Below are 14,235 nucleotides of genomic sequence, written 5' to 3' on the forward strand. Positions count from 1 at the left end.
CAGCCAGCAGGTCAGCGCGGCGGTCAGCGCCAGCGTCAGCGCCTGGCCCCACGCCGGCAGCGTAAAGGCCAGCACCATCAGCAGTAGCCAGAGCAGAAACTTACGCTCTGGCGCCACCTGCAACCAGCGGCTCTGGTAGCTGAGTCGGTCAAACCCGGTCATCACGGCGCTGTCTGCCCCTCGCATATCCGAGAATGTAAAAAATCACCGCCGCGCCCAGCGAGCCCTGCAGGGTAAACAGCAGGCTCTCAATCTCGCCGCTCGCCGGTTCATATAGCGGCTGGAACCAGGGTTGATAATCCGGCGCCACCACCTGGATCTGGCTCTCCGCTTCGCCGTCCGAGCCGCCAAACTCGCCGCCGTGGTTAATAAAAAATGGCAGGATCATCAGGGCGGCCACCATCGCCAACAGGATCAGGGTCTTTTTCATATTAATGTCCCTCCGCGGCGATCAGCCGCCGTTTGGTTAGCTGATCGTAGATCATCACGGTGAGCAAGCCTTCCGCGATGGCGATCGGGATCTGCGTCAGGCAGAAGATGCCCATAAACTTGGCGATCGATCCACCTGCCCCGGTGGCCGGATCGGGAAAGGCCACCCCGAGCTGGACGGAGGTGACAAAGTAGGTCATCAGATCCGCCAGCATGGCGCAGAGAAAGACCCCGACATCGCGACGGATCCCCGCCCGACAGGCCAGCTTCCACACCAGATAGCCGACCATCGGGCCGATCACCGCCATCGACATCCCGTTGGCGCCAAGGGTGGTCAGGCCGCCATGCGCCAGCAGCAGCGCCTGGAACAGCAGAACGATCGCCCCCAGCACCGCCACCACGCCCGGCCCGAAGAGGATCACCGCCAGACCGACGCCGGTCGGATGCGAGCAGCTGCCGGTCACCGACGGGATCTTCAGCGCCGAAAGAACAAAAATAAACGCCCCGCAGAGGGCCAGCAGCACCTTCTGATTGCTCTCTTCCCGGACGATACGCCGCAGGCGCACCAGGCCGTACCACAGGCAGGGTAAAAACAACAGCCACCACGCCAGCGCCCACATCGGCGGCAAAAAGCCCTCCATGATATGCATGGCGAACGCCTCCTGCGGGACGATGATCAGCAGAACAGCGGCCGCCAGCCCCCCATACGAAAGCTGCTTCAGCGATTTCACCTGATTCATTACGCCTCCTCCCACTGTTTGTTAACCAGGATGGTCGAGAAATAGGGCAGCGGCTGGTCATCGCTGACCTCGCGCAGACGGCGCCAGCACTGCTCGCCCGGCAGGGTGGCCTCTGACATCATCAGCGCCGCATCCAGCAGCCCCGCCTGCGCCAGCAGCGCCTTAATGCGGGCGAAGCGGCCGTAGACTTTCATCAGCACCAGACTGTCATGCTGGCGCAGCGCCGCGGCAATGTCCGCTTCCGGCGCGGTGCAGGAGATCACCGCCAGCGACTGCTGCTCCATGGCCAGCGGGGTTTTCGCCCGCGCGGCAATGGCGGCGAAGGAGGTAACGCCAGGGACAATCTCCAGCCAGTCCGGGCAGCCAATCCGCTGCAGCAGAAAGACCCAGGTGCTGAACAACATGGCGTCGCCGAGGGTGATAAACCCGACCTGCCTGCCCGCCGCCACCTCCTGGGCCAGCGCCGCGGCAACGTCGTTCCACACCGCCTCTTTTTCCGCGCTGTCGGCGCTCATCGGAAAATGGCAGCAGCGGACCTCCGTGTGTGCGCCCAGGTACTCGCGTACGATGGAGAGCGCCAGGCTGTCGCCGCCTTTGCGGCCGGCTGGCGCATACAGCACATCCAGCTGGCCGAGGATCCGCGCCGCACGCACGGTGATCAGATCGGCCGCCCCCGGCCCGCTGCTCAGGGCGTATAGTTTGCCGCTCATGCTGCTTTCTCCATCGTGTCGTTCAGCGCCTGCTGCAGATGGGCGACAAACATCGCCCGCACCGCCGGATTCTCCCCTAACCCGTTAAGCCACGGCGTGGCGGGGATACCGGCGGCATTGAAGCGGGTTTTCCACGAATCGTCTTCGTCAGAGGCCATATCATTAATGGCATGATCGCCGGCCACCAGCATCAGCGGCATCAGATGCACGCCGGTCACGCCCTGGCGGGAGAGTTCGTTAATGACGATGTCCACTTCGGGATAGCTTTCCACCGCCCCCACCCGCGCCGGAAAACCCTGCACCGCCATCATATGATCCAGACAGGCGTAGGCCGCGAAGGCGTGGTGGCTGGCGCCGTGCCCCATAAACACCACTCGCTCCGTCGCCGCCAGCGGCGGCATCTGCTGGCGCAGGGCCTGCATCAGCTGCACATAATCGCCATGACCGCTCAACAGCGGCGCGCCCAGCGTCAGACGCTGAAAGCGCGGGCGCATGCTCTGCACTTCGCGAACGATCTTCTCGTACTCGTCGCCGTTGATAATGTGCAGGGACTGGATAGCCACATCCTGGTATCCCTGCTCGGCCAGCTTTTGCAGAGCCTGCAGCGGAGTATCGATATGAATACCATCGCGCTGCTGCAGTTTGCGAATAATCATCCCCGAGGTGAAGGCGCGGAACAGCGTGCGATCCGGGCAGCTGGCGGCCAGATCGCGCTCGCAGGCGGCGATGTTCTTCTCGCGGGTGTCGTGATAGCTGGTGCCAAAGCTCACCACCAGAAGTGCTTTTTTCATATCCTCTTCCTCAAGTCGCCGACAGCCAGCGCGTCAGCCGCGCAGTGAAATCGGCCTGGCTTTGCAGTAGTTCATCGCCCGTCACCAGCGGCGCCGGACGGGTAATGACGATGCAGGGGATCCCCGCATCAAGACAGGGTTGTACTTTTTCCTGATAGCCTCCTTCCGCCCCCGAGGCTTTCGTCACCACAACATCGGCCCGGCACTGGCGATAAAAGGCGGCGTTAAATTCGGCGCTGAACGGCCCGCAGAGGGCGAAGATCTCCCCGACGCCAAACCCCAGATCGCTACAGTGCTGAACCACCTCCGGCACCGGCAGCACCCGGGCGAGCAGCGTTTTCTCCGCCAGTCCCGCCCGCCAGGCCGCCAGATCTTTGCTGCCGGTGGTCAGCAGGATCCGCTCGCCGAGGCGACGAGCCACCGCGCAGGCCTCGTTCAGATCGCCGACCACGTGAAGTAGCGGATGGCGCAGATCGCTCAGCTGCTCCGGCCTTTGATAGCGGCTGAGCAGAACCCCGACGCTGGCGCAGGCGCGCACAATATTCTGGCTGACCACCTCGGCGTAGGGGTGAGAGGCATCGATCACCCAGCGGGTGCGCTGCGCTCTGAGCCACTCCGCCATCTGCTGCCACTCCATACGCCCGCAGCGTATCTGCCCGCGGATATCGCCGGCCAACCGCTCGCCGGTAGGGGTCGCCACCGACAGGGTGTAGCGCACGTCGGCGGCGTCCAGCTGCTGGCAGATCGCCCGCGCATCGCTGGTGCCCCCGATAACCAGCACGTCGCCGTGATTCACAGCGCGTAGCCTCGCGGGGTGATCATCAGGCCGTTGTCGATGTAAGTCGCTTTGTTGCCAACGATCACCAGACTGGTCATATCCACTGGGGCAAAATCCATCTCCCCGAGGGTGGTCAGCCATTTCTCCTGCTTTTTGCGTCCGGCGGATTTGACTACGCCGACCGGCGTATCTGCGCTTTTACTGGCCGCCAGCAGCGCAAAGGCGCGCGCCAGATGTCCTTCGCGGCCGCGGCTGCGAGGGTTGTAGAAACAGATAACGAAGTCCGCTTCCCCGGCGGCGACTATGCGTTTTTCAATCACCGGCCAGGGCGTCAGCAGATCGCTAAGGCTGATATGGCAGAAATCATGCATCAGCGGCGCGCCGAGCAGCGAGGCGGCGGCGATACTGGCCGTCATCCCTGGGATCAGACGGACCTCAATGTCCAGCTGCTGCTTATTAACCAGCTCCAGCACCAGCCCCGCCATGCCGTAGATGCCGGCGTCGCCGCTGCTGATCAGCGCAACGTTGTGCCCGGCCTGCGCCAGCTCGATGGCCGCCTGGCAGCGCTCAATCTCTTTGCACATGCCGGTTTTGATCACCTGCTTGTCGCCGGTAAAGGCTTTTACCAGGTGGGTGTAGGTCTTGTAGCCCACTACGATCTCTGCCGCCTGCAGGGCCTCCACGGCTTCCATGGTCATCATCGCCTGCGAGCCAGGGCCAATTCCGATTACGCTTAACATCAGTGTGTTACTCCCAAAGTAATGGTCACGCCCTGCTCACGCAGGGTTTCGCCGGACAGGTTTCCCTGACTCAGCAGCCAGGCCACCGGGCCGGAGACGCTGCCGACGCCGACCGTCTCCCGGACAAAAGACGAGGCCGGAAAGCGGTGCTCGTGCTCGCGCAGCGCCTCGGCGCTGAAGGTTTCGAACGGCACCCGGCAGCGGTGAGCCAGCTGGCGCAACCCCGGCTCGTTTGCCTTCAGGCTCACGCTGCCGATCGCTTTCAGCGCCAGCGGGTCAAGACGCTGAGCGGCAAGCTGGCGATCCAGCAACGTACTGAGCAGCGCGCAGGGGGTGTCGCGCCGACAGCCGATCCCCGCCACCACCCGCTGGGGCACCAGCTTCCAGTGAGGTACCGGCAGCGGCGGCAGCGACCGGCGCAGGGTGACGCAGATCAGGGCGTCGAGCGCCGGCAAGCTCGCCAGGTTGCTTACCGGGATAAACCCGCGCCGGTCGCAGCGGCTTAGCGCCCCGGTGAATTCGCCGTCGCACCACAGCCCCACCCGCTTACCGCTCACCAGCATCTGGTTAACGGTTTTCACCGCCGCGCGAAAATCGGTCATCCGGGCGTTCAGCTGGAAGGCCAGCGTGTCGAGGGCGGCCAGCTCGTTGACGTCGGTGGCGGTGGTGATCACCGGGTCGGCGTCGAGCATCCCGGCGAGATAGCGGGTTAGCGCATTGGCCCCCCCGGCATGGCCGGAGAGCAAGCTGATGACGTGCCGGGCGCGCTCATCAATCACCACCACCGCCGGGTCGCTGAGCTTGTCATTCACCAGCGGGGCCAGCACCCGCACGGCAATCCCGGTGGCGCCGATAAAAATCAGCGCCGAGAAGCTGCTGAACGCCTCGCGGGCAGCGCTGGCAAAGCCGCCGTTGAAGGGGATAAACCCCTCTTCCTGCAGCGCTTCGCTGGTGTAACAGGTAAGCGGCAGCATGGCCGCCAGCCGTTTTGCCAGCCGCACGCCGCCGGGCGTCAGGCAAAACAGGGCAATGGATTCAGGCTTTACGGTATTCATGGCTAAAATCCGCTGCGTACAGTTTTGAGTAGTGATACTCATCGCCGAGGAAGGGGCCGACCAGGATCAGCGCCGTTTTGCGGATCCCGGCGTCGCGTACTTTGTCGCCGATGTCCGCGAGGGTACCGCGGACGGTCTGGCTTTCCGGCCAGGTGGCCTTGTAGATCACCGCGACCGGGGTGGTCGCGGGGTAGCCGCCCTCCACCAGCCGCTCCGCCACCCGGTGAATACGTTGCACCGACAGGTAAATCGCCATCGAGGTTTGATGGCTGGCAAAGGCTTCCAGCTGTTCGCGCGCGGGAACCGGCGTGCGCCCTTCCAGACGGGTAATAATCAGACTCTGCGAGACTTCGGGTACCGTGTACTCCACCCCCAGCTCCGCCGCCGCGCCGAGGAAAGCGCTGACGCCCGGCACCACCTGCCAGCGGATCCCGCGGCGGGTCAGCTCTTCGCCCTGCTCGCGCACCGAGCCATATAGCGAGACGTCGCCCGTCTGCAGACGCACCACCGTTTTTCCCGCCTTCACCCCCGCCTCCATCAGGTCGAGGATCTGCTCCAGATGCAGCGCGGCGCTGTCGTGGCACTCCGCCTGTGGCGGACAGTAGGCCAGTAGCTCGGTGTTGATCAGCGACCCGGCGTAGATCACTACCTGCGCCTGCTGTAGCAGACGGTAGCCTTTGAGAGTAATCAGTTCGCGATCGCCCGGACCGGCGCCGACGAACCACACGCAATGGGGATCAAAAGTCTCAGCCATGGTTTTCTTCCTTCTGACAGGCGATGACAAAAACGGGATTATGGGGTTTGAAGTAGTGGCCGCTGCCCAGGGTAGCCAGGGTGGAGACCGCCAGCTGCTGGCAGTCCACCTCGTGGATGCCGCTCTGCCGCAGGTGCGCCAGGGCGCTATGAAGGTTTTCCTGCAAAATAAAAGTCATCACCAGCCGGCCGCCGGGATGCAGCTGCGCCAGCGACCAGTCGATCAGCGCCGTCAGGTGGCCGCCGCTGCCCCCCATAAAGATCGCGTCGGCTTTGTCGGCGACCGCCAGCGGCGCAACGCCCGCCACGATAGCGATGTTGTCGCAGCCAAAGCGCTGCCGGTTCTCCGCCAGCAGGCGCAGCGCGTCGGCCTGACGCTCAATCGCCGTCACCCGCAGCGCCGGGTTCTGTAGAGCAGCCTCAATGCTGACGCTGCCGGTGCCCGCGCCGATATCAATCAGATGGCGCGCCCGGTGCAGCTCCAGCTTCGCCAGCGCCAGCGCGCGCACGGCCTCTTTGGTCATCGGCACCTGGGCGCCGCGCAAAAACAGCTCATCTTTCATCGAGGATCACCACCGCATTCATCTCATATTCGTCCTCCACGGCGCTGACCGGCAGCCAGTGGATCCGCTCGTTTTCCATCGCCAGGTTCTCGCCTATCACCATCCAGCGATGGCCTTTGCCGCGGGCCATCAGCTGGGCGGCTATCTCCCGCGGTCCGCAGCGGCCGTCGGTCACCATGGCGACTTTCCGGTGGGCGGCCAGCGCATCGAAGCTCACCGCCCGGCCATGGCTGCTGGTCAGCCACATATCGTTCATGTCGATGCCCGCCCGGGCGCAGAGGTACTGCACCGCGCTGATGCCGGGGATCACCTGCACTCGTTCCCGGCCAAAATGGGCAATCAGCCGGGTGCCAATGCCATAGAACAACGGGTCGCCAGAGGCCAGCACCACGACGCGGCGCCCGGTACGGGCCTCAATCCACGCCAGCAGCGCCGGCATATCGGCCCCCAGCGCGAAGCGCTCGCCGGCGAAGTCGGGAAACTGCTGGAGATGACGGCTGCCGCCCACCAGCGCCTCAGCGGCGGCGATTGCCTCGCGCGCGGCCGGGATCAGCCACTGCAGCCCCGCCGGGCCCATTCCCACGACCGTCAACATGTCAGCTCCCGGGCAATCGCCTCCAGCGGACGGCTGCTGCCCAGTACCTGGTTATCAAAAGAAAACAGAACCGCGTCGCAGGTGGGCGGTTGCTGAGTGAAGCGCAGCATCTCAAGAACACGCTGGCAGATTCGCTCAGCCAGATGGTTATAGAGGCGCTGGTATCCCCAGGCGTCGATATGCTCCATTGCCGCTTCGGTAGTGTCGCACTCGCTGACCAGCGTCAGCAGCGGCAGCGGCGCGCCAAGCAGCGCCAGATGAGCGACGAGAGTTTCCATCCGCGCATCGGCGATATGGCTGTGGGTATGAAAGATCCCGGCGGCGATTTTGATCAGTTTGCCGGGATGGCCAATGAGCACAATCTGGCGGAAACCGAGCCGAACCGCCTCTTCAATCATGTAGCCGACGAAGTTGCTCATGGTGACCACCATCTGCGGGTCGATGCCCATCTGCTCGCGGACAAAGCGCTCACCGTGGTTGCCCGGCACCAGCACCACGCGCTCCAGCCCGGCGGCGCGTTTTATCTCCAGCTCGAGGGAGAGCGAGCGCTTCCAGCTCTCTTCCGACATCGGGGTAACGATCCCCGTGGTGCCGATAATCGAGATGCCGCCGAGGATCCCCAGCCGGGCGTTATAGGTTTTTTGCGCGCGAAGCGCGCCTTCCGGGGCAAAAATCTCCACCTGCGCGCCGCGGGTAGGACCTATCGCTTCGCGCACGGCGGTCTCGATGGTGTGCCGCGGAGTGCGGTTTATCGCCGGGCTGCCTGTCGGCAGGCCGATCCCTTTGCGGGTCACCGTGCCGATGCCCTCCCCGCCCTGCAGGCTAATCTCTCCGCTGTCATTGAGGATCACCCGGGCAAAAATCAGCATGCCGTGGGTGGCGTCGACATCATCGCCGCCGTCTTTACGGATCGCGGCGACCGCCTGCTGCCCTTCGACGTGCGGGGACTCAACGTTCAGGCACAGGGTGACGCCGGAGGGGGTGACGATCGAGACCTGATGAATCAGATGCTGGCGCATCACCATCAGCGCCGCCACTTTTGCCGCCGCTGTGGCGCAGGAGCCGGTGGTGTAGCCCTTGCGCAGCGCTTTGCCGTGATGCCACACCGGGGCGTCAAAGGTCTGATCGCTCATTGCGCCTCCCGTAGGTGGTAAAGCAGAGCGTTCACAATCGCTGCCGCCACGTTGCTTCTCCCTTTGCGGCCGAGCGCGGCGATGGCCGGCAGGCCGCTCTCGCTGAGCGCCGCTTTCGACTCCGCCGCGCCGACGAACCCGACCGGCACCCCCACCACGCCGCCGATGGCGGTCTCGCGATGTTCCAGCAGGCGAAACAGCGCGGTTGGCGCATTGCCGAAGACGAACACTTTCTCCCCGGGCTCCTGCACCGCAATATCCACCGCCACCATCGAGCGGGTCATCCCCCGGCTTTGCGCCTCGCGCACCACCCGCGGGTCGCTGATATAGCAGCGGCATTCGCCGCCAAAGCGGGCCAGCAGGGTTTTGTTGATCCCGGACAGCGCCATGGTGGTATCGGTATACAGCGTGCAGGGCCGGCTCAAGGCCTCACTCAGCGCGATCAGGGCATCCGGAGAAAACCACAGAATATCCAGCCAGTCGAAGTCAGCGGTGGTGTGGATCACCCGCTTGATAATCGCCTCGTGCAGCGGGCTGGCGAAACGGTAGTCCGGTCGCGTTTCGGCGATGATCTCGCTGATGATGTCGAAGCTTTTCGCCTCGATCGCCTGCGGTTGTTGGATGTACTGCATCAGGTTCTCCTCAGGCCGCGCCGACCAGCCAGTAGCGCACGCCGATAAACAGCGCCAGCGCCAGGCTTGACGCCACCCACATTAATCGAATGGTTCGGGAAATATCGTCCACCGCGATGTCGCGGACGGCGTCGCCTATCCAGGGCTTTTCAACGCGCTGGCCGAAGTAATCGTTCGGGCCGCCAAGGCGGATCCCCAGCGCGCCGGCGACGGTCGCTTCCGGCCAGGCGCAGTTAGGACTGCTGTGCTGATAGCGATCGCGCCAGCCCGTACGCAGCGCCCGGGCGCCATCTTCCCGGCATAGCACCGCGGCAAGGCTGAGCAGCAGCCAGCTCAGCCGGGCGGGAAGGAAGTTGGCTACATCATCAAGACGAGCGCTGACCATGCCGATCGCCTGGTATTTTTCGTGTTTATAGCCGACCATGGAATCGAGGGTGTTGACCGCTTTATAGGCCATGGCCAGCGGCGCGCCGCCGAGGAGCAGGAAAAAGAGCGGCGCGATAATGCCATCCACCGTGTTCTCCGCCACGGTCTCCACCACCGCACGGTTGATCTGCGCTGGCTGGAGCTGAGAGGTATCGCGCCCGACAATCCAGGAGAGCTTATGCCGGCTTTCGGCGAGATCTCCGGCCTGCAGCGGCCGGGCCACCGCCATCGCCGACTGTGCCAGACAGCGTCCCGCCAGCGCGGTGAAGATCATCCACACTTCCACCAGCCATCCAAGCCAGGGGTGGATCCCGTGCGCCAGCGCCAGTACGCCCCAGGCCACGCCCCATGTCAGGCCGATAACCACCAGCCACATCACCCCGCCGCCGATGCGCAGCGCCCGGTCGCTATGGCAGACGCGTCGCACTACACGCTGGCTGACGGCGATCAGGCGACCTATCCAGCGCACCGGATGCGGCCAGTGCGGCGGATCGCCAATGACGACATCAAGTATCCAGGCTACACACCAGGCGAGAAGGGTCATAGCGCCCTCCTTGCTGCCCGCAGCCAGTGGTTGAGCATGGTGGGACGCTGGGCAAAATGGACATGGAGATAGCTGGCAAAGGCGCTGCCGGACTGCCATCCTCCCTGCCACTGCTGGAGCGTCTTACCGTCTCGCTGTTTACGGCAGGCCAGTACGGCGGGGGTGGCGGGAGAAAAATCGGAGTAATGAAATTCATGGCCGCGCAGCCACTCGCCAGGGGCTGCCAGCAGCGTCGGCTGCCGCGCCTGCGCTTCGCAGTAGCCGAACCGGGTCAGACGCGTCCCCATTCGGCTGTGTCCGGGAATAATATCCGCCATCGTGTAGCGCTCGCCGCTGGTGACTTCCAGGGTCGTGCCCAGATACATCAGGCCGCCGCACTCGGCGTAGATCGCCACCCCGCGCCGGTGCGCCGCGCGAAGCTGTGTCAGCATCTCGTGGTTAGCGGATAGCCCGGCCGCATGCAGCTCCGGATAGCCGCCGCCGAGCCAGATCATCTGGCAGGCCGGCAGCTGGCGATCGCGCAGTGGGCTAAAGCGCACCATCTTCACGCCGCAGCGCGCCAGCAGCGCCAGGTTATCGGGGTAATAAAAATTGAAGGCCTCATCGTCGGCGAGGGCCAGCGTCAGTCCTTCGCCGGCATCGGCGGCAAGCTGTTCTCCCCACTCGCCGATCGGCATGGCGGCCAGTTCGCTGAGGGCCAGCAGCCGGTCTATATCGAGGGTGCGCCCCAGCAGGCTGGCAAAATCCCGCCATGCCTGCTGATTGACCACCGACTCGCGGGCGGTCACCAGTCCCAGATGTCGTTCGGGCAGCGCCACGCCTTCCACGCGCGGCACATAGCCGAGCACTGGCACCCGACAGTAGCGCTCAATGGCGCTTTTCAGCAGCTGGAAGTGCGCGTCGCTGTTGACCCGATTGACGATAACGCCAGCGATGTCGAGAGCCGGATCAAAATGTTGAAAACCCATCACCGTGGCGGCGATGGAGGTCGACACCGCTTTGCCATCCACCAGCAAAATCACCGGGCAGCCAAGCTGCTTAGCCATTGCCGCGCTGCTGCAGTAGTTAGGGTCGATGCCGTAGCCGTCATACAGGCCCATCACCCCTTCGATAACCGCGATGTCGGCCTGCTGTAGCTGTTCGGTAAACAGCGCGTTGAGTATCGGGGCGGGAAGCATAAAGCTGTCGAGATTGCGGGAAGCGATGCCGCTGATGGCGGTGTGCCAGGCGGTGTCAAGGTAGTCAGGCCCGACTTTACAGGGTTGCACCCGCATACCGCGCTGTTGGAGCAAGCTGAGCAGGCCGAGCGTAACGGTGGTTTTGCCACAACCGCTGCCGGTACCCGCAAGAATGAACGCACGCCTGGTTGCCATACCCTGTCCTGTTCTGGCGGTCAGGGTATAGCTACGCGCATGCCTGGTCCTGCGACCACGCACCGCTAAGCCACCCACTTCCCACCGAAGTTGTTGGTCAGTTACCGGCAGGCAGGTCTTCTGGCTTAGCCTCGTTCTCGCCCGCCCTTCCCAATCTTTCGATCAGTGGTTTTTGCGGGGTCGTCAGCATCACAGCAGCGGGGGCTGCGGGGGATTTACACCCCCTTCCCTGACACCAAACTGGTGTCGAACCTGTCGGTTTGTTTCGCCGATGCGCCCTGCATCGACGGGTATTACTTTATGTTTTCTTTTACCGTTTCATCACTCGTCACAATGACGTCAGTGAAGGAAAGCGGTGTTGTGATAATCAGCTGTCTCGTATTAACGGACACTCTATCTCATCACAAAAATAAAAACTGGTGTAGTTTATCCCTCGAATATCACTATTTTGTTGCGCTATGACAATTTATTGCTCTACTGTCGTTTTTTTTCATTTTATATTGATGAAGATACTCGGGGATATCAAAAATCGGCAATAGCAAAATATTGTCATTTAAAAAGACTCAGTTTGTGATCCGGCATTAATTTGCTGACGAAATGCCTGCGGCGTTACCTGATAGGTCTGGCGAAACACTTTGCAAAAATAGCTGGTTTGCGAAAAACCTAAATTCCGCGCGATGCTGGCGATGCTCCAGTCGCTGTGGCATAGCAGCTCTTTTGCGCTCGCCATCCGCTGCTGATTGACCCAGGCGTTAAAACCGATCCCCTGATACTTTTTAAACAGTTTGCTGAAGTAGTACGGGCTGAGATAGACATGCGCCGCCACATCCTCCAGACGCAGCTCATCGGAGAGATGCGCGTCGATATAGCGCAGCGCCTTCTTCATTTTGCCATCGTGCGGCGAGGGCGCCCGGCTGGCCTGCGCCGGGTCGTTCTGCGACGGGTTATCTTTGATAACCACAAAGTTGAGCTGTTTTTTCAGGCAATTCTCGACGATCAGCTTCAGCAGATCCGCCGAAGCGATAACCCGCGAATAGTCCATCTCCGGCACATCGCGAAACGCCTGGACCAGCGCCGGATCGTCCTGCCAGCGGTCATCGACGTTCAAGATATCAACCAGTTCAACATCATTGCTCAGACGCACCTGCCCGCACAGCACGAAGCCGACCAGGTGGCCGGCGATCACCAGCGGGATGGAAAAATCGGTTAACCCCGCATGACAGCGGTAGATACACAGCTGGTCTTTTTTCGAGGCTTCCAGCCCGCCCGCCGCAGCGGTCGCTCATGCGACAGCGTCCGCTGTGCTCCGGGTGCTGACGCATCAGCTGGCAAAACGGCGTGAAATTAAACAATTCAGAAATCTCATCACCGTGAATATTGACGACCACAACCGCCAGACTGGTGGCTTGCGCAAAATCCTGTGCGATTTTATTGATGAGTTCTGAGTTTAGGGTACTCGCAGAAATCATGATAAAACCCCTCAGTTAATTTTTTGTTATAAATAAAACATATTTTTCATATTTACCTTTTTTAGCATCAGATCCCATCGACGATAAAAAAGTGCATTGACAATAACAAAAGTCTCCCAACCCGGGGAGACTTTTTGAGCGGTTCGTGATATCGGTTCATGAAATTAGCCTGGCTATTTCACAGATACATTCCCCTTATGACGCTAACGCGTATTTTCTTCCTCCACGCAGGTATGACAGGGCAGATTATTGGCGATAAGAAAACGATAAATTGCGGCGCCGAGGCAGGCCCCTAACAACGGTGCGATAATGGGCACGATAAAATAGGGGATATCTCTTCCCCCGGTCATGGCGATATTGCCCCACCCGGCGAACCAGGTGAACAATTTCGGGCCAAAATCGCGTGCTGGATTCATCGCGAAGCCGGTAAGCGGCCCGGTCGAGGCGCCGATCACCGCCACCAGAATGCCAATCAACAGCGGCGCCAGTGGGCCCTTGGGTACGCCGTTGCCATCATCGGTGAGCGCCATGATCATCCCCATCAGCATCGAGGTGATCACCACCTCCACCAGTGCCGCATGCCAGATGCTGAGCTCAGGCGCCGGGTAGGTGCTGAATATACTGGCCAGCTGCAGGCTTTCCAGGCTGCCGCGCACCATATGATGCACCGTTTCAAATTGCGTAAACAGGGTGCTGTAAAGTATCCAGGCCAGCACGGCGCCGCCAAACGCGCCGGCGACCTGAGCCACGATATAGGGCACCACTTTTCTGCCCGGGAAGCAGGCAAACAGCCACAGGGCGACGGTGACCGCGGGGTTCAGATGTCCCCCCGAAATGCCGGCCGTCAGGTACACCGCCAGAGAAATACCCAGTCCCCAGATAATACAGATCTCCCACAGCCCCAGGCTGGCGCCGGTCAGTTTCAGGGCGCTCAGGCAGCAGATACCAAAAAACAGAAACAGCCCGGTGCCTAAAAACTCGGCGATACATTGCGCGCGTAAAGAACCATTCATTGTGACACCTCGTGACGAAGTTCGTGTCCAGGCCAGCCAACCATCCGCTGGCTCGTTGGGTACGGCGAGGCCCACTATAGAAACCGGCAGCGGCAAAGTGTTGGCATCCTGCGGAAATCGGGCGGCGTAAAGTCGCCGAAGAAGAATAATTTATTGCTATTTGTTCGCGAATCCATGCAGCAATGGCGGGCGTTCAGGGGGTATTTTAATTTCCAACTAAATGATAAAAAATTGCGAAAGCGCAGTGCTTATTTTCCAACAAATATCACATCACGCAAAATATCGCATAGCAAAAAAAATTTAAAAAATCACCTTTTAAAATGTAAATACGGAGCGTGAACTGCAATATAATCACATTTATACAAACAATAAAATCAAATAAAAACAACGATATAAAATAAAATAAATCCATTTTATATTATATAAAAACCACTATTTTTCGCTCTCCACCATCAACTCAGCCATTCTTTTTCGCCGCTCCGCCATATAGT

Annotated in this window: 15 protein-coding genes, 2 pseudogenes and 1 riboswitch; all 17 genes and pseudogenes read right to left on the reverse strand. The window is 61.3% G+C overall.

What is annotated here, in order from left to right; genetic code table 11:
• Window positions 1-162 (reverse strand): annotated as a pseudogene (locus KHQ28_RS24845) (energy-coupling factor ABC transporter transmembrane protein); the annotation flags it as partial.
• Window positions 149-430: an energy-coupling factor ABC transporter substrate-binding protein gene (locus tag KHQ28_RS24850; RefSeq protein ID WP_002915619.1), complete on the reverse strand. Its 282-nt coding sequence runs from the start codon at window positions 428-430 to the stop codon at window positions 149-151. The gene KHQ28_RS24850 and the pseudogene KHQ28_RS24845, both read right to left, overlap by 14 nt.
• 1 nt (window position 431) lies before the next feature.
• Window positions 432-1,169, reverse strand: coding sequence for a cobalt ECF transporter S component CbiM (cbiM, locus tag KHQ28_RS24855; RefSeq protein WP_023159322.1), 738 nt, complete (start codon window positions 1,167-1,169; stop codon window positions 432-434).
• The gene (locus tag KHQ28_RS24860; RefSeq protein WP_004143927.1) at window positions 1,169-1,879 is read right to left on the reverse strand and encodes a cobalt-factor II C(20)-methyltransferase; all 711 of its coding nucleotides are present in this window, start codon (window positions 1,877-1,879) and stop codon (window positions 1,169-1,171) included. Before KHQ28_RS24860 ends, cbiM begins: the two co-directional genes overlap by 1 nt.
• On the reverse strand, window positions 1,876-2,670 hold the full coding sequence (locus KHQ28_RS24865) for a sirohydrochlorin cobaltochelatase (RefSeq protein ID WP_004174588.1): 795 nt from the start codon (window positions 2,668-2,670) through the stop codon (window positions 1,876-1,878). Before KHQ28_RS24865 ends, KHQ28_RS24860 begins: the two co-directional genes overlap by 4 nt.
• Window positions 2,671-2,680: 10 nt before the next feature.
• Window positions 2,681-3,466 carry a cobalt-precorrin-6A reductase gene (locus KHQ28_RS24870; RefSeq protein ID WP_002915627.1) on the reverse strand — a complete coding sequence of 262 codons (786 nt, stop codon included), beginning with the start codon at window positions 3,464-3,466 and terminating at the stop codon, window positions 2,681-2,683.
• Window positions 3,463-4,188 (reverse strand): precorrin-3B C(17)-methyltransferase, encoded by a 726-nt coding sequence (locus KHQ28_RS24875; protein WP_004143930.1) that lies wholly within the window; start codon window positions 4,186-4,188, stop codon window positions 3,463-3,465. Before KHQ28_RS24875 ends, KHQ28_RS24870 begins: the two co-directional genes overlap by 4 nt.
• Entirely contained in the window at window positions 4,188-5,243 is a 1,056-nt protein-coding gene (gene cbiG / locus KHQ28_RS24880; protein ID WP_004181159.1) for a cobalt-precorrin 5A hydrolase, read from the reverse strand. The genes KHQ28_RS24875 and cbiG overlap by 1 nt, the downstream gene beginning before the upstream one ends.
• Complete coding sequence (locus KHQ28_RS24885; protein WP_004149602.1) at window positions 5,224-5,997, reverse strand: cobalt-precorrin-4 methyltransferase; 774 nt, start codon at window positions 5,995-5,997, stop codon at window positions 5,224-5,226. The genes cbiG and KHQ28_RS24885 overlap by 20 nt, the downstream gene beginning before the upstream one ends.
• Complete coding sequence (locus KHQ28_RS24890; RefSeq protein WP_002915684.1) at window positions 5,990-6,559, reverse strand: decarboxylating cobalt-precorrin-6B (C(15))-methyltransferase; 570 nt, start codon at window positions 6,557-6,559, stop codon at window positions 5,990-5,992. The genes KHQ28_RS24885 and KHQ28_RS24890 overlap by 8 nt, the downstream gene beginning before the upstream one ends.
• Window positions 6,549-7,154: a cobalt-precorrin-7 (C(5))-methyltransferase gene (locus KHQ28_RS24895; protein ID WP_004174583.1), complete on the reverse strand. Its 606-nt coding sequence runs from the start codon at window positions 7,152-7,154 to the stop codon at window positions 6,549-6,551. Before KHQ28_RS24895 ends, KHQ28_RS24890 begins: the two co-directional genes overlap by 11 nt.
• On the reverse strand, window positions 7,148-8,287 hold the full coding sequence (cbiD, locus tag KHQ28_RS24900; protein WP_004181160.1) for a cobalt-precorrin-5B (C(1))-methyltransferase CbiD: 1,140 nt from the start codon (window positions 8,285-8,287) through the stop codon (window positions 7,148-7,150). Before cbiD ends, KHQ28_RS24895 begins: the two co-directional genes overlap by 7 nt.
• Window positions 8,284-8,919, reverse strand: coding sequence for a cobalt-precorrin-8 methylmutase (locus KHQ28_RS24905; protein ID WP_211777717.1), 636 nt, complete (start codon window positions 8,917-8,919; stop codon window positions 8,284-8,286). The genes cbiD and KHQ28_RS24905 overlap by 4 nt, the downstream gene beginning before the upstream one ends.
• A gap of 10 nt (window positions 8,920-8,929) precedes the next feature.
• Complete coding sequence (gene cbiB, locus KHQ28_RS24910; protein WP_004181162.1) at window positions 8,930-9,889, reverse strand: adenosylcobinamide-phosphate synthase CbiB; 960 nt, start codon at window positions 9,887-9,889, stop codon at window positions 8,930-8,932.
• Window positions 9,886-11,262, reverse strand: coding sequence for a cobyrinate a,c-diamide synthase (locus KHQ28_RS24915; RefSeq protein ID WP_032418386.1), 1,377 nt, complete (start codon window positions 11,260-11,262; stop codon window positions 9,886-9,888). Before KHQ28_RS24915 ends, cbiB begins: the two co-directional genes overlap by 4 nt.
• A 92-nt stretch (window positions 11,263-11,354) precedes the next feature.
• Window positions 11,355-11,533, reverse strand: a riboswitch (cobalamin riboswitch).
• A 282-nt stretch (window positions 11,534-11,815) separates the two neighbouring features.
• Window positions 11,816-12,731, reverse strand: a pseudogene (pocR, locus tag KHQ28_RS24920) (regulatory protein PocR).
• Between the two features lie 203 nt (window positions 12,732-12,934).
• The gene (gene pduF / locus KHQ28_RS24925) at window positions 12,935-13,744 is read right to left on the reverse strand and encodes a propanediol diffusion facilitator PduF (RefSeq protein ID WP_002915732.1); all 810 of its coding nucleotides are present in this window, start codon (window positions 13,742-13,744) and stop codon (window positions 12,935-12,937) included.
• Window positions 13,745-14,235: the final 491 nt, after the last annotated feature.

The sequence above is a fragment of the Klebsiella sp. 28 genome, assembly GCF_018223905.1.
Lineage (GTDB): Bacteria > Pseudomonadota > Gammaproteobacteria > Enterobacterales > Enterobacteriaceae > Klebsiella > Klebsiella pneumoniae.